We start from the raw sequence: 20,239 nt of genomic DNA on the forward strand, positions 1-20,239 counted from the left end.
CAGTACGGGGGGCGATCGCGAGAAGTCACATGCTCATCGGTAGCTATTCCCCCACGCTGGTTATCATTTCGCTCTGTGTAGCGATTCTCGCCTCCTATACCGCGCTCGACCTGACCGAACGCATTGCCACCGCCAAGGGCCGTGCCGTGTTCCTTTGGACCGCGGGCGGCGCCTTTGCCATGGGCGTGGGCGTGTGGTCGATGCACTTTATCGGCATGCTCGCGTTCACCTTGCCCATCGATCTGGGTTACGACTTCAGCCTTACGTCCCTGTCGCTGCTGACCGCGATCCTGTCCTGCGGTTTTGCCCTGTGGCTGGTCAGTCAGCCCCGGTTGCCGTCCTGGCAACTGGCGTTCGGCGCGCTGATCATGGGCGCCGGGATCAGTGCCATGCATTACACCGGCATGGCGGCCATGCGCATGCAGCCGGGCATCGATTACGACCCGACGCTGTTTGGTGCATCGCTGCTCATCGCCGTCGGTGCTTCCGGCGCCGCGTTATGGATCGCCTTCCGCCTGCGCCAGCACACGCCGTATGTGGGCCTGTTTCGCGCCGGTGCGGCGGTGATCATGGGCCTGGCCATCGTCGGCATGCATTACACCGGAATGGCGGCGGCACGCTTCCCGGACGGCAGTTTCTGTGGCGCCGCCCTCAGCGGCTTGAACGGCAAAGGCCTCGACAACCTGGTGCTGATCACCACGCTTGCGGTATTGAGCATCGCCTTGTTGACCTCGGTTCTCGATGCGCGTCTTGAAGCCCGCACCGCGGATCTTGCGCGCTCGTTGACGCAAGCCAATCGCGAACTGACCCAACTGGCCCTGCACGACACCCTGACCGGGTTGCCCAATCGCATGTTGCTGGCCGACCGTATCGAACAGGCCATGTCCAAGGTTCAGGAGCAGGGCGGTTGCTTTGCGCTGATGTTTATCGACCTCGACGGCTTCAAACCGGTCAACGATGCCTTCGGCCACCACATGGGCGATCAGTTGTTGCGTGAGGTCGGTTTACGTCTGCGCGAAGACATGCGCAGTCAGGACACCTTGGCGCGGATCGGCGGCGATGAATTCGTCCTGCTGGTACGCCTCAGCGAGCCAAATGACGCGCTGAACGTCGCCTCGCGGCAGGTCGGGTTGATCGGCAGTTCGTTCCGGGTCGCCGAGCAAGACCTGCAGATTTCCGCCAGCCTTGGCATCGCGCTGTACCCGGGCAACGGCCAGACCGCCCAGGAATTGCTGATGAACGCCGACGCTGCGATGTACCACGCCAAGGGCGCCGGGAAAAACGGCTACAGCTTCTTCGACGCCTCGATGAACAGCAACGCGCGTAAACAGCTGCAACTGCTCCAGGATTTGCGCAATGCCCTCGATCAGCAGCAGTTCAGCCTCTATTACCAACCCAAGTTCGACGCCAGCAATGGTCGTCCGGTGGGTGCTGAGGCGTTGCTGCGTTGGGAGCATCCGACCCAGGGCATGCTGCTGCCGGACAAGTTTATCGAGCTGGCGGAAAGGACCGGGCTGATCATTCCCATTGGTGAATGGGTGCTGAACGAAGCCTGCCGCCAGATGCGCGAGTGGTACGTGCTCGGCTACACCGACTGGCGCATTGCGGTGAACCTCTCGGCGTTGCAGTTCTGCCATACGGGCCTGGTCAAGAGCGTCTCCAACGCCTTGGCCCGGCATCAGTTGCCGGCCAACAGCCTGACCCTTGAAATCACCGAAACCACCGCCATGAGCGATGCCGATGCGAGCATGACGGTGCTTCAGGAACTCTCGGAAATGGGTGTCGATCTGTCCATCGATGACTTCGGCACGGGTTATTCGAGCTTGATGTACCTCAAGCGCCTGCCGGCCAATGAGCTGAAGATCGACCGCGGTTTTGTCCGCGATCTGGAACACGACAGTGACGACGCCGCCATCGTGTCCGCCATCGTCGCGCTCGGCCAGGCGCTGGGCTTGCGCATTGTCGCCGAAGGCGTCGAGACCGGTGTCCAGCAAGACTTCCTGACCAAACTCGGTTGCGATTCGTTGCAGGGCTACCTGCTCGGGCACCCGCTGCCGGCGGATCGCTTCATGGCCGACATCGTCCGTGGTGAACGATGGGTGCCTGTGGCCGCTGTCGAGCCTGCCTGATCGTGAGGGGCGACGGCGTCTACAGAGACCCCAATGCACACAGCGTTGGCGAGTTCAGTTGATGTGAGTCCATGCAAAAGCCGGCAATGGAGGTTATTCTTGCCCCCGATTGCTTACGCGTGAAGGGGAAGTCAACATGGACAAAGTCATTGTTATCACCGGCGGCGGCCGTGGTATCGGCGCGGCAACCGCGCTGTTGGCTGCAGGGCTTGGTTATCGGGTCTGTATCAACTATCAGTCCGACGAATCGGCTGCACAAAGCGTCCTTGAGCAAGTTCGGGCTCTGGGTGCTCAAGCCATTCTCGTGCGTGCCGACGTCAGCATCGAAGACGAAGTGATCAGTCTGTTCCACCGCGTGGACACCGAACTGGGTCGCGTCACGGCGCTGGTGAATAACGCCGGCACCGTGGGTCAAAAATCCCGCGTCGACGAAATGTCTGAGTTCCGCATTCTCAAAACGCTCAAGACCAATGTCCTGGCACCGATCCTCTGCGCCAAGCACGCGATCATGCGCATGTCGCCCAAGCATGGCGGGCAGGGCGGCAGCATCGTCAATGTGTCCTCTGTAGCCTCGCGTCTGGGCTCACCCAACGAATACGTGGATTACGCAGCGTCAAAAGGCGCGCTGGACAGCTTCACCATCGGCCTGTCCAAGGAAGTGGCGGGCGAAGGCATTCGCGTCAACGCGGTGCGGCCAGGCTTTATTTACACCGACTTCCATGCGCTGAGCGGTGATCCGGATCGGGTCAGCAAGCTGGAATCGGCGATCCCGATGGCCCGCGGTGGACGGCCGGACGAAGTGGCCGAGGCGATTATCTGGTTGCTGTCGGACAAGGCTTCTTATGCGACCGGGACTTTTGTTGACTTGGGCGGTGGGCGTTAATCCTTAAGATTTGTATTGTCCGGCCCGGGCTCCTTCGCGAGCAGGCTCGCTCCTACAGTGGATTGATGTGAACACAGTATTTGTGAACGACACTAAATTCCTGTGGGGGCGAGCCTGCTCGCGATGACGGTAGCCCAAACGACATCAACGCTTCAGAACGACCGCACTATCCGCCCCAACGTCTCCATCGCCTTCTCCGAATCCTCGGTCCACGGGCTGCCATAATTCAGCCGGATACAATTCCTGAACCGCTGCGTCGGTGAAAAGATCGGCCCCGGCGCGATGCTGATGCCTTGCGCCAGTGCCATCTGAAACAACTTCAACGAATCCATCTGCGGCGGCAGTTCCAGCCACAGGAAGTAGCCGCCGGCCGGTTGGCTGACACGTGTCTGCGCCGGAAAATAGCGGGCAATGGCGGCGAGCATGGCGCTTTGCTGTTCTTCCAGGGCGTAGCGCAGTTTGCGCAGGTGCCGGTCGTAGCCGCCGTGTTGCAGGTAGTCGGCGATGGCGGCCTGGGCCGGCATCGAGGCGCACAGCGAAGTCATCAGTTTCAGCCGTTCGATCTTCTGCGCATATCGCCCGGCGGCGACCCAGCCGATGCGGTAGCCGGGGGCGAGGCTCTTGGCGAAGGAACCGCAATGCATCACCAGCCCTTCGGTATCAAACGCCTTGGCCGGTTTCGGCGCCTGCTGGCCGTAATAGAGTTCGGCGTAGACGTCGTCCTCGATCAGCGGCACCTGGTGGCTGCGCAATAACTCGACCAGCTCCTGCTTCTTCGCCTCGGGCATGGTCGCGCCCATCGGGTTCTGGAAACTGGTCATGCACCAGCAGGCCTTGATCGGGTGGCGCTCCAGGGTTTGCGCGAGTACGCCCAGGTCGATACCGTCGCGCGGGTGCACCGGGATCTCGACGGCTTTGAGTTTCAGCCGTTCCAGGATTTGCAGGCAGGCATAGAACGCTGGCGCTTCAATGGCCACCAGGTCGCCGGGTTCGGTGACCGCTTGCAGGCACAGGTTCAGGGCTTCCAGCGCGCCGTTGGTAATCAGCAGTTCTTCCATCGGCAACATCAGGCCGCCGACCATGTAGCGCAGGGCAATCTGGCGCCGCAGCTGCGGGTTGCCCGGCGACATGTCGGTGACGACCATGCGCGGGTCCATGTCCCGTGCGGCGCTGGCCAGGGAGCGGGACAGGCGCTGCAACGGGAACAGGGTCGGGCTGGGAAAGGCCGAGCCGAAGGGCACGGTGGTCGGGTCCTTGATCGAGTCGAGGACCGAAAACACCAGCTCGCTGACGTCGACTTCGGTGGATTCATTGACCTGGCTGCTGATCACCGGCTCCGAGAACGGACTCGGCGCGTGCGCGTTGACGAAATAGCCGGAACGCGGCCGGGCGCGGATCAGGCCACGGCGTTCGAGCAGGTAGTAAGCCTGGAATACCGTGGACGGGCTGACCCCGTAAGTCTGGCTGGCATAGCGCACCGACGGCACGCGTTGGCCAGGGCCCAGGACGCCGGAGCGAATCAGTTCAGCGATGTCTTCGGCGAATTTTTCGTAGCGTTTCATCGAGTGCCTGGATTGGTGTTTTTCAGTGAAATCGAGGTGACTTCTTCGCGGGCAAGCACCGCTCCTACAGTCAGCACGAAACCGTAGGAGCGAGGCTTGCCCGCGAATGGCAGCACCGCAGTCTAAGGGATCAACGGTTCATCGGCGCAACAAACCGGCTCTTGGCCACGCTATAGATGTCCGGTTCGTCACTGTCGACAATCTTGAAACTGATCGTCTGCGAGCTGCTGCTGGGGCGTTCGGCGGTCATGGCCACTGACACCGGTACATCGACAATCTCACCCGGCGCCAGGCTCAGCTCGGTCTTGCCTTGCAGCACGAAGCCTTCGCCGTCCACCAGGCTCAGCCGATAGTCCTGACGCAGCTGGGTCTTGTTGATGACCTTCAAGCTGTAGATGTTTTCGATCTGCCCCTGGCTGTTCTCTCGGAACAGGCCGCGGTCCTTGCTCACGTCCAGCGACACCATCGACCGCTCGACCAACGCCAGGGCGAGGGCGCCGATCATCACCAGCAGCACCGCGGTGTAACCGATCAGCCGCGGCCGTAGCAGATGAGTCTTGCCCCCTTGCAACTCATGCTCCGAGGTATAGCTGATCAAGCCACGGGCATAGCCCATTTTGTCCATGATCGAATCGCAGGCGTCGATACACGCCGCGCAGCCGATGCACTCCATTTGCAAGCCGTCGCGTATGTCGATCCCGGTCGGGCAGACTTGCACGCACAGCTGGCAATCGATGCAATCACCCAGGCCCACCTCGGCCGGTGTCACCTCGCGTTTGCGCGGGCCACGGTTTTCACCACGGGCCACGTCGTAGGAAATGGTCAAGGTGTCCTTGTCGAACATCACGCTCTGGAACCGCGCATACGGGCACATGTGCATGCACACCGCTTCACGCAGCCAGCCGGCGTTGATGTAAGTCGCGCCGGTGAAAAACAGCACCCAGAACAGACTGACACCGCCAATCTGCAAGGTCAGCAGCTCTTCGGCCAAGGGCCGGATCGGCGTGAAATACCCCACAAAGGTCAGCCCGGTAAGCAGACTGATGGCCAGCCACAGTGTGTGCTTGGCCGAGCGGCGAATAAGTTTGTTCAGGCCCCACGGCGCGGCTTGCAGCTTGATGCGCTGGTTGCGTTCGCCTTCGGTGATCTTCTCGCACCACATGAAGATCCAGGTCCAGGAACTCTGCGGGCAGGTGTAACCGCACCAGACCCTGCCGGCGAACACGGTGATTGCGAACAGGCCGAACGCGGCGATGATCAGCAGCGCCGAAAGCAGGATGAAGTCCTGGGGCCAGAAAGTTGCGCCGAAGATGTGGAATTTGCTTTCGGAAAGGTCCCAGAGCACCGCCTGACGGTCACCCCAGTTCAGCCACACGGTGCCGAAGAACAGCAAAAACAGAACCCCCGCACCGCTCAGGCGCAATGTGCGGAACAGGCCGGTGAAGCTGCGGGTGTGAATCAGGTTGTCGCTGGATTTGGCCTTTATCTTTGGACGCAAAGGCTCGGTTTTTATAAATGAGGCAGGTTCTACGATTCGGACGGGGATTCTTTCGCTCATGGTCTTTCGCTCATCAGCCTCCATCAGGCATGAGTACTATGACCAGCGATCTGTTTGCATAACAGACTCAGGTATTGCAATAAAAAGCGGATCAGATGGGGATTGATCCGCTGCCTGCGACAACTTGATGCACCCCGTCACAGCAGGGCTCAGACGCCTATATCAGGCGCCTGCGGGGCTTGTTGATCGGGGTCAGTCAAATCACCGAATCACTGTCGGTAGCCTTCAAATGCTTACGGCCGTCCACTGCGCCTGCTACGGTCAATGCATCGGCTTCTGCTTCGGTGATGTACACGCGCTGGCCGTTGAGTTCCACCGCCGACATGGCTTTTTCCGAGTCGGTGATGATCGTGACGTCGGGGCACAGACGAATTTCTTCGCCGTTCTCGGTGATGAAGAAGCAGGTCTGGCTTTCGATGCGCACAGTCATGGCGATGTCCTTTTTTAGCGGGTTCTAAACTGTTAGGGCGCATCCGACGGACATCGTTCTGTGCAACTGATTAATGGTCGGCGCGGTCCATCCTCCCATAACGATCAATCACAAGGATTGCACCATGAACGCCTGGTGGCATGAGGTTTGGGTAACGCTGCAAGCGGAGTTCGCCGACATCGGCGATGCGTCACAACTGACGCGTATAACCGTGAGATTACTGATGGCTGCGATCCTGGGCGGCATTCTGGGTTTCGAGCGTGAGCAAAAGGGCAAGGCCGCCGGCGTGCGTACGCACATGCTGGTAGCGCTGGGAGCTGCATTGTTTGTGCTGGTGCCACAGATGTCCGGCTCCCAGGCCGATGCCATGAGCCGGGTGGTGCAAGGCGTGATCGCCGGGATCGGCTTCCTCGGCGCCGGCACCATTCTGAAAAACCAGGAGGGCGATGAAGGCCACGTAAAAGGCCTGACCACCGCCGCCGGTTTATGGCTGACCGCCGCCATCGGTGTCTCGGCCGGGCTGGGCCGCGAGGCGACGGCGGTGTTTAGTACGCTGCTGGCGTTGGCGATTTTCAGCGTGATGCCGAGGATCGTGCAAATGCTCGACAGGGACAAAGACGAGCAGGAACGACCCTAGATCGCCATCGTCACTCAGGCGAGACGATCACCGGCGGCATCGTGCTCGGTGGTTCTTCCCGGGGTGGCGGCGTAGTGCCAGGCGGTTCCTTCTCAGGCACCGGTTGCGGTTCGGTCGGCGGAATGGTCGGGGTGTCGATGTTCGGATCAGGTGTCTCGGCAGGGATTGGAATACTCATCGTTGAAGCCTCCAGTGGCACATGGCGTAAGTCGTGCTTAAGTGAGTTGACCGTCACGCAAGGGATTTGATTCCGCAGCAAATGGGCGTGAACTTTTCCCCGCGCTTGTCGCTCGGAACCTAAGTGAGTTCATTTCGGGCCCGACGGGTTTCGTGTGAAAGACGACCAGACACAAGAGCGTCCATGGGGCGTTAAGGAGAGATGCTCGATGACTGCTGAAAAACCGACAGAGCTGAACTACAACCCTCATATGCCACTGTCGCAGGCGTTACTGCTGCCGCGCATCGCGATTGAAAACGTGATGCCGACCCTGGATGGCGGGCAGTTCGCGGCCAAGGCCGTGGTGGGCCAGGACGTGGTGGTGACCAGCAAAGTGTTCGCCGACGGCCACGACAAACTGGCCGTACGCATACGCTGGCGTGCCGACGGCGACGAGGCCTGGCAGAGCGAGGTCATGACCGAACTCGGCAATAACGGCTGGGAAGGGCAGTTCCGCGTTGAGGATCAAGGCCGCTACGTCTTTTGTATCGAAGCCTGGATCGATCAGTACGCCAGCTTTCTATACGAGATCGAGAAGAAGCACATTGCCGGCGTGCCCATCAGCCTGGAGTTGCAGGAAGGGCGCAACCAGGTGAAACAGGCGGCCGAGCGCTCGGAAGGGCCGCTGAGCGAAGACCTGGCGGCGTTGCACCATGAATTGTCCGGGTTGCTCGAAGCGGAACAAGTCACCTTGTTTCTGCACCAACGCAGTGCGGACCTGATGGCTCAGGCCGATCACCGTGCCTACTTGAGCCTCAGTCCCGAATTTCCGCTGGACGTCGAGCGCGAGCTCGCCCAGTTCGCCAGCTGGTATGAGTTGTTTCCGCGCTCGATCACCGACGATCCAAACCGTCACGGCACGTTCAACGACGTGCATGCCCGGCTGGCGATGATTCAGGACATGGGTTTCGATGTGCTGTACTTCCCGCCCATTCATCCGATCGGGCGCAGCTTCCGCAAGGGCCCGAACAATTCACTGAGCGCCGGCCCCGACGATCCGGGCAGCCCGTATGCCATCGGCAGCGAAGAGGGCGGGCACGAGGCGATTCACTCCGAACTCGGCACCCGCGAAGACTTTCGTCGACTGGTGGCGGCGGCGGCGGATTACGGACTGGAAATTGCCCTCGATTTCGCGATCCAGTGTTCCCAGGATCACCCGTGGCTCAAACAGCACCCGGGCTGGTTCAACTGGCGCCCGGACGGCACGATCAAATACGCCGAGAACCCGCCGAAAAAGTACCAGGACATCGTCAACGTCGATTTCTATGCCAGCGATGCAATTCCCAGCCTGTGGGTCGAGCTGCGGGACATTGTGGTCGGTTGGGTCGAAGAGGGCGTGAAGATCTTTCGTGTCGACAACCCTCACACCAAGCCGCTGCCGTTCTGGCAATGGCTGATCGCCGATGTGCGGGCGTTGTATCCCGAGGTGATCTTCCTGGCGGAGGCCTTTACCACGCCGGCGATGATGGCGCGGCTGGGCAAGGTCGGTTACTCCCAGAGTTACACCTACTTCACCTGGCGCAATACCAAGCGGGAACTGGCGACCTATTTCACCGAACTCAACGAGTCGCCATGGCGCGAATGCTACCGGCCGAATTTCTTCGTCAACACGCCGGACATCAACCCCGCGTTTCTGCATGAATCCGGACGCGCCGGCTTTCTCATCCGCGCGGCGCTGGCGACCATGGGCTCCGGTTTGTGGGGCATGTATTCGGGCTTCGAACTCTGTGAAGCCGCGCCGGTACCGGGCAAAGAGGAATACCTCAATTCCGAGAAATACGAGATCCGCCCACGGGACTTTACCGCGCCGGGCAACATCATCGCCGAGATCGCCCAGCTCAACCGCATCCGCCGGCAAAACCCGGCGTTGCACACGCACTTGGGCCTGAAGGTCTACAACGCGTGGAACGACAACATTCTGTACTTCGGCAAACGCAGCGCGGATGGCAGCAACTTCATTCTGGTGGCCGTCAGCCTCGATCCGCATAACGTCCAGGAAGCGAATTTTGAATTGCCTCTTTGGGAAATGGGCTTGCCCGATGACGCCAGCACTGAGGGTGAAGACTTGATGAGCGGCCATCGCTGGACCTGGTACGGCAAGTATCAGTTCATGCGAATCGACCCGGCGCATCAACCGTTCGGTATCTGGCGAATCACAACTTCTTGAAGACCCCAGATTTGCGATGGGATGAACTTTTGTGGCGAGGGAGCCTGCTCCCGCAGCGGCCCTATTTTTTCAGGGTCAACTGATTTACAGGTTTTGCGACTGCTTCGCAGCCGAGCGGGAGCAAGCTCCCTCGCCACAGGTAGGCGTTCGGCTCAGGGGCTGCACTGAATTCAACAGGAGTTTCAAATGGCGAAGAAACCCAAGGCAGCCACCTTTATCAAGGATCCGCTCTGGTACAAGGATGCGGTGATCTACCAGGTTCACGTTAAGTCTTTTTTCGACTCCAACAACGACGGGATCGGCGACTTTCCCGGCCTTATCGCCAAACTCGATTACATTGCCGACCTCGGCGTCAACACCATCTGGCTCTTGCCGTTCTATCCGTCGCCACGGCGCGATGATGGCTACGACATTGCCGAATACCGTGGCGTCCACCCCGATTACGGCACCATGGCCGACGCCAAACGTTTCATCTCCGAGGCCCACAAACGCGGCCTGCGGGTGATTACCGAGCTGGTCATCAACCACACCTCCGACCAGCACGCCTGGTTCCAGCGCGCACGAAAAGCCAAACCCGGTTCGGCGGCGCGGGACTTCTACGTCTGGTCCGACGACGATCACAAATACGACGGCACCCGGATCATCTTTCTCGACACCGAAAAGTCCAACTGGACCTGGGACCCGGTCGCCGGCCAGTACTTCTGGCACCGGTTCTATTCGCACCAGCCAGACCTCAACTTCGACAACCCGCAAGTCATGAAAGCGGTGCTGTCGGTGATGCGCTATTGGCTCGACATGGGCATCGACGGCCTGCGCCTGGACGCGATTCCCTACCTGATCGAGCGCGACGGCACCAACAACGAAAACCTGCCCGAGACCCACGACGTCCTCAAGCAGATCCGTGCCGAGATCGACGCCAACTATCCAGACCGCATGCTTCTGGCCGAGGCCAATCAATGGCCGGAAGACACGCAGCTGTACTTCGGTGACACCGATAAAAAAGGCCTCAACGGTGATGAATGCCACATGGCCTTTCACTTCCCGTTGATGCCGCGCATGTACATGGCGCTGGCCCAGGAAGATCGTTTCCCGATCACCGACATCCTGCGCCAGACCCCGGAGATCCCGGCCAACTGTCAGTGGGCGATTTTCCTGCGCAACCACGATGAGTTGACCCTGGAAATGGTCACCGACAAGGAACGCGATTACCTGTGGAACTACTACGCGGCCGACCGTCGGGCGCGGATCAACCTCGGTATTCGACGCCGCCTCGCACCGTTGATGGAACGGGATCGCCGTCGGGTGGAACTGCTCAACAGTCTGCTGCTGTCGATGCCGGGCACACCGACGATGTATTACGGCGATGAAATCGGCATGGGCGACAACATCTACCTCGGCGACCGTGACGGCGTACGCACGCCCATGCAGTGGTCGATCGACCGTAACGGCGGTTTTTCCCGCGCCGACCCGGCGAGCCTGGTACTGCCGCCGATCATGGACCCGCAATACGGTTACCTGTCGGTCAATGTCGAGACCCAGGCCGGCGACCCGCATTCGCTGCTGAACTGGACCCGGCGCATGCTCGCCGTGCGTAAGCAGTCCAAGGCCTTCGGGCGTGGCACGCTGAAAATGCTCTCGCCGAGCAACCGGCGAATTCTGGCCTACACCCGTGAATACAACGGGCCGGACGGCAAATACGAAATCATCCTGTGCGTGGCCAACGTATCGCGCAGTGCGCAAGCGGCGGAGCTGGACCTGTCGGCTTACGCCGGTATGGTGCCGGTGGAGATGCTCGGGGGTAACGCCTTCCCGCCGATCGGCCAGTTGAATTTCCTCCTGACGCTGGCGCCTTACGGCTTTTATTGGTTTGGACTTGCTGCGGAGAATCAAATGCCCAGCTGGCACGTAGAACCGGCGCAAAGCCTGCCGGACTTCACCACCCTGGTGTTGAAAAAACGCATGGAAGAACTGCTCGAAGCGCCGTCACGCGGCACGCTGGAGCAGGGCATCTTGCCGAACTGGCTGCAAAACCGTCGCTGGTTCGCCGGCAAGGACGCGGCCATCGAGAAGGTCAACCTGGTCTATGGCGTGCGCTTCGGCGATGCGCAGCATCCGGTGTTGCTCAGTGAAATCGAAGTCACCAGTGGCGGCCAGACCAGCCGTTACCAGTTGCCTTTCGGCTTCATTGCCGATGATCAGGTCGGGCCGGCGTTGCCGCAGCAACTGGCGCTGTCTCGGGTTCGACGTGGCCCTCAAGTGGGGTTGATCACCGACGCATTCAGCCTGGAAAACTTCATCCGCGCGGTGCTGCGGGGTATGCAGGAAAACACCGTGTTGCCTTCCGATGGCGGCGAGATCCGTTTCGAACCGACCGAGGAGCTGGCCAAACTGGGCCTGACGGCCGAATCCGAAGTGCGCTACCTGTCGGCCGAGCAGTCCAACAGTTCGGTGGTGATCGGCAGCAGCCTGGTGCTGAAGCTGATCCGCAAGGTCGCCTCGGGCGTGCACCCGGAACTGGAAATGAGCGCCTATCTGACCAACGCTGGTTTTAGCAACATCTCGCCGCTGCTGGGGTCGGTGGTTCGCCGCGACGCCAAGGGCGAGGACAATCTGCTGATGATTGCCCAAGGCTATTTGAGCAATCAGGGCGATGCCTGGGAATGGACCCAGAACAACCTCGAACGGGCACTGCGTGACGAACTGGCCGACGCCATGTCCGAGCAGGAGCAGCACTACAACGCACTGGGTGAGCTCAAAGACTTCGCTGGCATGCTCGGCCAACGGCTGGGTGAGATGCACCAGGTGCTGGCGGCCCCGACCGATGACCCGGACTTCGCCCCGCAGGTCACCACGCAAAAAGAGGCCCTGGCCTCGGCCAAGGACGTCGCGGCGCAACTGGAGCACTCGCTGAAGTTGCTCAAACAGCATCAAAGCGAACTGAACCCGGCGGACAAAGCGCTGGTCACTCGTTTACTGGACAACAAAAAAGCCATCCTCAGTCATGTCCAGGACCTGGGCGAAAAAGCCGTCGGTGGTTTGCGCATTCGCGTCCACGGCGATTTGCACCTGGGTCAGGTGCTGGTGATCAAGGGCGACGCCTTCTTGATCGACTTCGAAGGCGAGCCGGCACGGCCGCTGAGCGAGCGACGCGGCAAGCACAGCCCGTACAAAGATGTCAGTGGCGTGTTGCGCTCCTTCGATTACGCCGCGGCGATGGCGATCAACGTGCATAACGTCGACAACACCGCCGAAGCCCGAGCGGCACGGCAACGGGTAGCCGACCGTTATTTGAATGAAGCAAAACAGGCATTTGTCGACGCTTATCGGCTGGCGGCAGCTAGTCTTGCTCATGCGTGGCAAGATCCGGAAGGCGAGGACGCCGCGTTGGCGTTGTTCGGGCTGGAGAAGGCGGCGTATGAGGTGGCTTATGAGGCTGAAAATCGCCCCACGTGGTTGCCGGTGCCATTGCACGGTTTGTATGGATTATTGAGTGGGCTTAAACCCTTTTCCGAGCTTGGTGGAGAGTAGTCATGAGTTTCTCGAACAAGGAACAGGGTCACGCTAAAGAAGCGCTGCTGCCCAGATCGCGGGATATCGACGCGCTGGTACGCGCCGAACATCACGACCCTTTTGCAATTCTCGGCCCCCACGGCGATGACGCCGGCGGGCAATTCATTCGAGCGTATCTGCCAGACGCGCTGAGCGTGCAGGTACTGGCCAGGGACTCCGGGGAAGAACTCGGCAACCTTGAAGCCACCCAGACGCCGGGCCTGTTTGTCGGGCACTTCGATCGGGCGCAGCCGTATCTTTTGCGCACCCGTTGGGCCGGTGGCGAACAGGTTTCCGAGGACCCTTACAGCTTTGGTCCATTACTCGGCGAAATGGACTTGTACCTGTTCGCCGAAGGCAATCATCGCGACCTCAGCGCCTGCCTCGGCGCGCAGCTGAAGACGGTGGACGGCGTCGACGGCGTGCGTTTCGCCGTGTGGGCGCCGAATGCCAAACGGGTGTCGGTGGTCGGTGACTTCAACAACTGGGACGGTCGTCGGCACCCGATGCGTTTGCGCCATCCCACCGGGGTCTGGGAAGTGTTCATCCCGCGTTTACAGGCAGGGGAAACCTACAAATACGAAATCCTCGGCGCCCACGGGATTCTGCCGCTCAAGGCTGACCCGATGGCATTGGCCACCTCGCTGCCGCCGGATACCGCGTCCAAAGTCGCCTCACCGTTGAACATCGACTGGCAGGACCAGGCGTGGATGGAGTCTCGTGGCGAGCGTCATCTGCCGAGTGCGCCGCTGTCTATCTACGAGTTGCACGCCGGCTCGTGGCAATGCGAGCTGGACGATCTGGGTGAAGTGGCGCGCCAGTACACCTGGCACGAACTGGGCGAGCGGCTGATTCCTTATGTGAAGGAACTGGGCTTCACCCACATCGAGCTGATGCCGATCATGGAACACCCGTTCGGCGGTTCCTGGGGTTACCAACTGCTCTCGCAATTCGCCCCGAGCGCCCGTTATGGTTCGCCGGATGACTTCGCCGCCTTCGTCAACGCCTGTCACCAGGCTGACATCGGCGTGATCCTCGATTGGGTGCCGGCGCATTTCCCCACCGATACTCACGGCCTGGCGCAATTCGATGGCACCGCGTTGTATGAATACGGCAATCCGCAGGAAGGTTTCCATCAGGACTGGGACACGCTGATCTATAACCTGGGCCGCACCGAAGTGCACGGCTACATGCTGGCCTCGGCGCTGCACTGGCTCAAGCATTTCCACGTCGATGGCCTGCGGGTCGATGCCGTGGCGTCGATGCTCTATCGCGATTACTCGCGCAAGGCCGGCGAATGGGTGCCAAACCGTCACGGCGGTCGCGAGAACCTCGAAGCCATCGACTTCCTGCGTCACCTCAACGACGTGGTCAACATCGAAGCGCCCGGTGCGCTGGTGATTGCCGAGGAATCCACCGCGTGGCCGGGTGTCAGCCAGAGCACGCAACAGGGCGGGCTGGGCTTTGACTACAAATGGAACATGGGCTGGATGCACGATTCGCTGCATTACATCCAACAGGATCCGGTGTACCGCGCCCATCACCACAACGAGCTGAGTTTCGGCCTGGTGTATGCCTGGTCCGAGCGTTTCATCCTGCCGATCTCCCACGATGAAGTGGTGCACGGCAAGCACTCGCTGATCGACAAGATGCCTGGCGACCGCTGGCAGAAATTTGCCAACCTGCGGGCCTATTTAAGCTTCATGTGGGCGCATCCTGGCAAGAAACTGCTGTTCATGGGCTGCGAGTTCGGCCAGTGGCGCGAGTGGAATCACGATCAGCAACTGGATTGGTACCTGCTGCAATACTCCGAACACAAGGGTGTGCAGAAACTGGTCGGCGACCTCAATCGGCTGTACCGCGAAGAGCCGGCGATGCATGACCAGGACGACGCGCCGCAAGGCTTCCAGTGGTTGATCGGCGATGATGCGATCAACAGCGTTTACGCGTTCCTGCGTTGGAGCAAGGAAGGGCGGCCGGTGTTGGTGGTGGCGAACTTCACGCCGGTGCCGCGTCAGGCCTATCGCATCGGCGTACCGTTCGCCGGGCGCTGGGGCGAGGTGATCAACAGCGACGCGGCGATGTATGCCGGGTCCAACTATGGCAACAACGGCGGGGCGTTTACCGAGGAAGAGCCGAGCCATGGCCAGAACATTTCACTGGTGTTGAATCTGCCACCGTTGGCGGTGTTGATCCTGAGTCCTGAGGGTTGATCCAGTACGGGGTCTCTCCCATCACGAGCAGGCTCGCTGCGACATGATCGTTCCCCACGCTCCGCGTGGGAATGCAGCCCCGGGACGCTTAGCGTCCCTACGATGTGACGCAGAGCGCCACTGGAGGCATTCCCACGCGGAGCGTGGGAACGATCACTTCACCACCGCATCCGCACACCCAGACTCCCGATCAAGCCGTTCAAATCATTTTCATCCACATCGCTGCTGTAATCGGCGCTGACGTAGAAACTCACCGCGGGCGTGACTCTGGCCACCAGCCCCAACCCCACTTCGACCGTCGATGAGTTGCGGCTGCTGCTGATCTTGTCGACCTGATCGAGGGTCACGGTGTTGCCGGTGTACACGGTGTGCCACAAGTTGGTCCGCACATAGGGTTCGACCCCCAGGCCGTTGATGTCGTAACTACCTTTCAACCTTGCGCCGACCCGGCCGCTCCAGGACGTCAGGTCGCTGGACGATGCATTACTTGAACCGGCATAAGGCGTATCCAGCGTGATGCGCTGATTAATCAACTGCGCTTGCGGTTCGACTACCCAGTTTTCGCTGACCCCAATCGGAAATCCGCCTTCCACCGACAACGTCACCGCACTGCCTTCGGTTGCTATCCGCGCGCCCTGGTCGTTACGGCTGAAACCGGCGACCCGTCCACCACTGGCCGACAGATCCACGTGCCAGCCTTGTGGCCCGGTCAGGCTCCAGTAGGCGCCGAGGCTCTGGCCTTGAAGGTTGAGGGTGTCGGTCTCGGGGGCGGCGAGGGCGCGACTGGTCAACAGGCCGTTGCTGTTGCCTTGTAACTGCGTCATCCCGCCGATCAGCCCGACCCGTTGGGTATGGCCGCTACCGCTTTGCAGGGTCAGGATCGCCGGGCCTTTGAATTCGGTGCTGCCAGGGCTGGAAAACCCTTGGGTCATTACATCGGTCTGTGCTTGTCGCGATGCCTGTCCGTACAACTGGTCCCAGGTCGAAGGCGCGGCATCTTCGATGGTCAGGCGAGAACTTCGTGTATCGGAGGCGGCGCTGAAATGGCCGGGGTAGGGGGCGGTGATGTGTATCGTGGGCAAGGTCATTGCCGGAACATCCTGGCGATACCAGGGGGCGGTTTCATCCTCTGCGTGCCCGGCTTGCACCTCCATGGACGAACACAGCAGCAGAGAACTCGAGACAGTGCAAAAAGTGATTTTGATCTCTTGTTGGGTGAATGAAGTTTTCATGGGGGTCTACCTTGCAATCGCATGCCGTATCTCGCTTTGGCGTCTCTCCTACCCCGAATGAGGGGCGACCGAATGGATTGAGGCAAGCCGCTGGCCGCCCGATTTCGCGGGTGTCTGGAGGTTTGCCCCTGGTGGATTTCCGGGGGTAGTAACGTGAAGCTAAGAAGACCCTTGACAATGCGTCAAGAAAATGGCCGATAGGCGGTAATGGAATTTTAGTGCTCGCAAGTGACTGATTTTTGCCGCGCATCTAAGTACTTGTTTGTTCGAAAAATCGTCAAAAAACCCTCGGGCCAGAGCCTTTGGATAGTGGGCTACCGGTCTGTCCGGGCGGGGTTCAGGGCCTGCTTGCCCGACGATGTCCATGTCTCGATTCTGTCAGTAATGCTGCGCTGAAATGAACGCAAGGAAATCGCTGTCCTCACACCGGTTTGTCTATCTGGCGAACAGGACTGGCCGCAACTAGGCTGAACATTCAGCCACAAGGTTTCGGGCGGCAGCCCGGCGCAGGGACAGGAGCAAAATCGATGAAAACCCAACCCAGTGTTTTCTGCCTGATGTTTACCCTGCTCCTTGCCCCAGGGGCTCGCGCCGAAGAGGTACCGGCGGCGGACGCCACCCCGATCATCAATCCGCAGGTGGTCGATAAGCTGATTGATATGGGCAACTACCTGCGCAGCCTGTCGAAGTTTCAGGTAGATGCCGAAGTGACCCTGGATACCGTCCTGGAGACCGGGCAGAAGATCAAGTCCGAGGCTTCCACTACCCTGAAAGTGCTGGGGCATGACCGAATGTACGCCCGGACAGAAGGCGATGTCCGAACGCGAGAGTTCTTCTATAACGGCAAGAAACTGACCCAGTACTCACCGTACCTCAAGTACTACACCACGGTGGATGCCCCACCCAAGGTGTCCGAAACCCTGCACATGATCGAAAACCATTACGGGATCCAGATCCCCATGGAAGACCTGTTTCTGTTTGGCAGCGATCAGGCCCAGATCGATGCACTCAAGGAAGCCCTGTACGTGGGACCGTCGACGATCAAGGGCCAACTCTGTGATCACTTGGCCTTTCGGCAGGAGGGCGTCGACTGGCAATTGTGGATCACACGGTCCGAGAAGCCACTGCCGTGCAAACTGGTGATTACCACCACCGATGAGCAAAGCTTTCCGGAATACAGCGCGGTGTATCACTGGAACCTGAAGCCTGGCCTCCAGGAGTCGATGTTCACCTTCAAACCGGCCAAGGGTGATGTGGCGATTGCGCTGAAGAAAGCCGCTGATCAGGGAGGGGAATGACATGAACCGGTCGATGTCGTGGAGCCTGTTTGTATCGCTAGCCACTGCCGCAGTGCTGACTGTCGGCCTGATCGCCGAAGCGGATGCCCGGCCACGGGGCCAGGGGCAGGCAAGGGCGTCAGTCAACCGTGCGCCAGCCCCCAATGCCCAGCGGGCGCAGCGGATCAATACCCCGCCGCGCGCGAGCAACGTCAATGCGGGCAATCGGGTGAACTCAGGCAACCGGGTCAATGCCGGGAACACTGTCGGCAACCGTACCAACATCAACAACAGCACTCGTAACGTCAACATCAACAACAATCGCGACGTCGACATTGATGTCGACGGGCATGGCCGCTATGGCTACGACGATCACTATCATCCGATCGCCACGGCGGCGGCCGTGACTGCAACGGTCGCGGTGACAGCAGCGGTGGTTGGCTCGATCCTGACGCCGGCACAAATGCCCACCAGTTGCGTGCAGGTCATGCAATACAACACGGTGTACATGCAGTGCGGTTCGACCTGGTACCAGCCGCAGTATCAGGGCAGCAATGTGACCTATGTTGTGGTCAACGCACCTTGATGCATTGATCGCTCAGAGGTGCACTTCCACCGCCAACGGCAAGTGATCCGACAGGTGCGTCCAGGGTTTATTGCCGAGAATTCGCGGGTTGTGGCTGCTGGCGTTGCGCAGGTAGACCCGGTCCAGGCGCAGCAGCGGAAAGCGCGCCGGGTAGGTTTTCGCCGGGCGGCCATTGTGGCGTTCGAAGGCTTCGTGCAGGTAATGGCGACGGGAGAGGGCGGCGTTGCCTTGCAACTGCCAGTCGTTGAAGTCGCCGGCGATGATGACCGGCGCATCGTCGGGCAGGGATTCGAGCAGTAGGCAGAGCAGTTGCAGCTGCAACTGGCGATGACTTTCCAGCAAGCTCAAGTGCACGCAGATCGCATGGACTTCAGCGTGCCCCGGCACGTCCAGTACGCAGTGCAGCAAGCCGCGGCGTTCGGGGCCGGTGATCGAGACATCGAGATTGCGGTGTTCGCGAATCGGGTATTTCGATAGCAGCGCGTTGCCATGATGGCCGTTGGGGTAAACGGCGTTGCGACCGTAGGCGAAATCGCTCCACATGCTGTCGGCCAGGAACTCGTATTGCGAGGTCTGCGGCCAGTCGTTGTAACGGGAGGAATGCCGATCGTGCTCGCCGACCACTTCCTGCAGGAATACAAGATCGGCCGACGTACTGCGCACCGCTTCTCGCAGCTCCGGAAGGATGAAACGCCGGTTGAGGGCGGTAAACCCTTTGTGGGTGTTGACCGTCAGCACCCTCAATCGATGAATCGCCGGGGGCGAGTCCAAGGGCACTGATTCAACGGCTCGCTGCTCGGAATCGCTGGTCACGTTCACTCCTCTGAATCTGGGCTGCTTATGCATGCGACTGATGCAGCGGCGGGCAGTTCAGTTTGAGCGACACCCATTCCAAGTGGGAGCGAGCCTGCTCGCGATAGCGGAGTGACATCCAGCATTGATGTCGACTGCCCCAACGATATCGCGAGCAGGCTCTCTCCCGCAGGGATGGGTTGGATGGGGAATTGGGTCAGACAAAGACAACTTCATAGGGCAAACGCATGCGCTCCAATATCACCCGGGGCAGCAGTGGCGCGATGCCGATGGCCGGTTCGCCGTCGAGCTGGCTGGCGTAGGCGTGGGTGGCGTGGCTTTTGCGCGCGACGGTCCAGGTGTCGAGGCGTACTTTGCGCGCACGATGCCAGGGAAAGAGTCCTTGATCTCGGGTCGGCCAGTGCCAGGCCCAGACCGGCAGTTCGTTGATCGTCGCGCCGACCATGCTCGCCGCATTGGCGCTGGCGCGGCCGACGGCGTCATGATCGCAGGTGCCGTCTTCGCGCCAGGTAGTGAACACCACATCGCCGGGGCGCAAATAACGGGCGATGAATTGGGTCAATTGGGTTTCATGCTTGGCCAGGGCGTTGTCGGTAAAGCCGCCGCGAATCCACTTCAGGCTGTGCATCGGCAAACCGAGCCGGCGCAAGGCTTCGACGCTTTCCTGGCCGCGAAACACACTCAGGCGTTTCTCTGACCACTGTTGCGAGCCCGGATGGCTGGCGCTGCCATCGGTGATCGAGATCAATTGCAGGGGATGACCCAACGAGGAAAGGAGCTGAAGCAAGCCTCCACACATGACCACTTCATCGCCAGGATGCGGCGCAATGACCACGGCACGCGCGCCAGTGGGGACCAGGGTCTCGGTGTTGATGACGGGGATGTTGTCCAGTTGCCGGGCGCTGTTCCAGACCTGTCCCGGCAAGCTGCTTTCGATGAGGGAAACGGGTTTCATCGGGCTACGTCCTTGTTCTGTTTGAGAGCAA

Annotated in this window: 15 protein-coding genes; 8 read left to right on the forward strand and 7 right to left on the reverse strand. The window is 60.3% G+C overall.

Annotated elements, in window-relative coordinates; genetic code table 11:
• Nucleotides 1-29: 29 nt before the first annotated feature.
• The gene (locus JIO00_RS13450) at nt 30-2,129 is read left to right on the forward strand and encodes a putative bifunctional diguanylate cyclase/phosphodiesterase (RefSeq protein ID WP_200668457.1); all 2,100 of its coding nucleotides are present in this window, start codon (nt 30-32) and stop codon (nt 2,127-2,129) included.
• 136 nt (nt 2,130-2,265) lie between these two features.
• Nucleotides 2,266-3,012 (forward strand): SDR family oxidoreductase, encoded by a 747-nt coding sequence (locus JIO00_RS13455; RefSeq protein WP_010459916.1) that lies wholly within the window; start codon nt 2,266-2,268, stop codon nt 3,010-3,012.
• A 152-nt stretch (nt 3,013-3,164) separates the two neighbouring features.
• On the opposite strand, the gene mapR is transcribed toward JIO00_RS13455, so the two are convergent.
• The 3 genes from mapR to JIO00_RS13470 form a co-directional block, all read right to left on the reverse strand.
• Nucleotides 3,165-4,574: a GntR family transcriptional regulator MpaR gene (gene mapR, locus JIO00_RS13460; RefSeq protein ID WP_010459917.1), complete on the reverse strand. Its 1,410-nt coding sequence runs from the start codon at nt 4,572-4,574 to the stop codon at nt 3,165-3,167.
• Between the two features lie 130 nt (nt 4,575-4,704).
• Nucleotides 4,705-6,132 carry a cytochrome c oxidase accessory protein CcoG gene (ccoG, locus tag JIO00_RS13465; RefSeq protein WP_200668458.1) on the reverse strand — a complete coding sequence of 476 codons (1,428 nt, stop codon included), beginning with the start codon at nt 6,130-6,132 and terminating at the stop codon, nt 4,705-4,707.
• A 196-nt stretch (nt 6,133-6,328) separates the two neighbouring features.
• Nucleotides 6,329-6,562, reverse strand: a complete 234-nt coding sequence (locus JIO00_RS13470) for a DUF3203 family protein (protein WP_010459921.1) — start codon at nt 6,560-6,562, stop codon at nt 6,329-6,331.
• Between the two features lie 124 nt (nt 6,563-6,686).
• Here JIO00_RS13470 and JIO00_RS13475 point away from each other — a divergent pair, with 124 nt between their 5' ends.
• Nucleotides 6,687-7,199: an MgtC/SapB family protein gene (locus tag JIO00_RS13475; RefSeq protein WP_010459923.1), complete on the forward strand. Its 513-nt coding sequence runs from the start codon at nt 6,687-6,689 to the stop codon at nt 7,197-7,199.
• Nucleotides 7,200-7,209: 10 nt separating this feature from the next.
• On the opposite strand, the gene JIO00_RS13480 is transcribed toward JIO00_RS13475, so the two are convergent.
• On the reverse strand, nt 7,210-7,377 hold the full coding sequence (locus JIO00_RS13480) for a hypothetical protein (RefSeq protein WP_167362284.1): 168 nt from the start codon (nt 7,375-7,377) through the stop codon (nt 7,210-7,212).
• 208 nt (nt 7,378-7,585) lie between these two features.
• On the opposite strand from JIO00_RS13480, the gene JIO00_RS13485 reads away from it, so the two are divergent.
• From JIO00_RS13485 to glgB, 3 genes are all read left to right on the forward strand, one after another.
• Nucleotides 7,586-9,583 carry an alpha-1,4-glucan--maltose-1-phosphate maltosyltransferase gene (locus tag JIO00_RS13485; protein WP_200668459.1) on the forward strand — a complete coding sequence of 666 codons (1,998 nt, stop codon included), beginning with the start codon at nt 7,586-7,588 and terminating at the stop codon, nt 9,581-9,583.
• A gap of 186 nt (nt 9,584-9,769) precedes the next feature.
• Nucleotides 9,770-13,111, forward strand: a complete 3,342-nt coding sequence (gene treS, locus JIO00_RS13490) for a maltose alpha-D-glucosyltransferase (protein ID WP_200668460.1) — start codon at nt 9,770-9,772, stop codon at nt 13,109-13,111.
• A gap of 2 nt (nt 13,112-13,113) precedes the next feature.
• Entirely contained in the window at nt 13,114-15,345 is a 2,232-nt protein-coding gene (glgB, locus tag JIO00_RS13495) for a 1,4-alpha-glucan branching protein GlgB (protein WP_145307317.1), read from the forward strand.
• A 158-nt stretch (nt 15,346-15,503) separates the two neighbouring features.
• On the opposite strand, the gene JIO00_RS13500 is transcribed toward glgB, so the two are convergent.
• Complete coding sequence (locus tag JIO00_RS13500; RefSeq protein ID WP_077749965.1) at nt 15,504-16,577, reverse strand: autotransporter domain-containing protein; 1,074 nt, start codon at nt 16,575-16,577, stop codon at nt 15,504-15,506.
• 527 nt (nt 16,578-17,104) lie between these two features.
• Between JIO00_RS13500 and JIO00_RS13505 the strand changes: the two genes are divergently transcribed.
• Nucleotides 17,105-17,875, forward strand: coding sequence for a DUF2092 domain-containing protein (locus JIO00_RS13505; RefSeq protein ID WP_077749964.1), 771 nt, complete (start codon nt 17,105-17,107; stop codon nt 17,873-17,875).
• Between the two features lies 1 nt (nt 17,876).
• Nucleotides 17,877-18,440 (forward strand): hypothetical protein, encoded by a 564-nt coding sequence (locus JIO00_RS13510; protein ID WP_010459935.1) that lies wholly within the window; start codon nt 17,877-17,879, stop codon nt 18,438-18,440.
• 12 nt (nt 18,441-18,452) lie between these two features.
• Here JIO00_RS13510 and JIO00_RS13515 read toward each other — a convergent pair whose 3' ends face one another.
• Both JIO00_RS13515 and JIO00_RS13520 read right to left on the reverse strand, forming a co-directional pair.
• The gene (locus tag JIO00_RS13515) at nt 18,453-19,253 is read right to left on the reverse strand and encodes an endonuclease/exonuclease/phosphatase family protein (RefSeq protein WP_169857990.1); all 801 of its coding nucleotides are present in this window, start codon (nt 19,251-19,253) and stop codon (nt 18,453-18,455) included.
• Nucleotides 19,254-19,449: 196 nt separating this feature from the next.
• Nucleotides 19,450-20,208 carry a PIG-L deacetylase family protein gene (locus tag JIO00_RS13520; protein WP_077749963.1) on the reverse strand — a complete coding sequence of 253 codons (759 nt, stop codon included), beginning with the start codon at nt 20,206-20,208 and terminating at the stop codon, nt 19,450-19,452.
• Nucleotides 20,209-20,239: the final 31 nt, after the last annotated feature.

Source organism: Pseudomonas sp. SW-3 (assembly GCF_016615645.1).
GTDB lineage: Bacteria > Pseudomonadota > Gammaproteobacteria > Pseudomonadales > Pseudomonadaceae > Aquipseudomonas > Aquipseudomonas mandelii.

Coding starts and splice junctions, on each gene's coding strand:
- JIO00_RS13450 (WP_200668457.1), top strand. CDS start 30: ATGCTCATCGGTAGCTATTCCCCCACGCTGGTTATCATTTCGCTCTGT.
- JIO00_RS13520 (WP_077749963.1), bottom strand. CDS start 20,208: ATGAAACCCGTTTCCCTCATCGAAAGCAGCTTGCCGGGACAGGTCTGG.
- mapR (WP_010459917.1), bottom strand. CDS start 4,574: ATGAAACGCTACGAAAAATTCGCCGAAGACATCGCTGAACTGATTCGC.
- glgB (WP_145307317.1), top strand. CDS start 13,114: ATGAGTTTCTCGAACAAGGAACAGGGTCACGCTAAAGAAGCGCTGCTG.
- JIO00_RS13510 (WP_010459935.1), top strand. CDS start 17,877: ATGAACCGGTCGATGTCGTGGAGCCTGTTTGTATCGCTAGCCACTGCC.
- JIO00_RS13505 (WP_077749964.1), top strand. CDS start 17,105: ATGAAAACCCAACCCAGTGTTTTCTGCCTGATGTTTACCCTGCTCCTT.
- treS (WP_200668460.1), top strand. CDS start 9,770: ATGGCGAAGAAACCCAAGGCAGCCACCTTTATCAAGGATCCGCTCTGG.
- JIO00_RS13475 (WP_010459923.1), top strand. CDS start 6,687: ATGAACGCCTGGTGGCATGAGGTTTGGGTAACGCTGCAAGCGGAGTTC.
- ccoG (WP_200668458.1), bottom strand. CDS start 6,132: ATGAGCGAAAGAATCCCCGTCCGAATCGTAGAACCTGCCTCATTTATA.
- JIO00_RS13455 (WP_010459916.1), top strand. CDS start 2,266: ATGGACAAAGTCATTGTTATCACCGGCGGCGGCCGTGGTATCGGCGCG.
- JIO00_RS13470 (WP_010459921.1), bottom strand. CDS start 6,562: ATGACTGTGCGCATCGAAAGCCAGACCTGCTTCTTCATCACCGAGAAC.
- JIO00_RS13500 (WP_077749965.1), bottom strand. CDS start 16,577: ATGAAAACTTCATTCACCCAACAAGAGATCAAAATCACTTTTTGCACT.
- JIO00_RS13480 (WP_167362284.1), bottom strand. CDS start 7,377: ATGAGTATTCCAATCCCTGCCGAGACACCTGATCCGAACATCGACACC.
- JIO00_RS13485 (WP_200668459.1), top strand. CDS start 7,586: ATGACTGCTGAAAAACCGACAGAGCTGAACTACAACCCTCATATGCCA.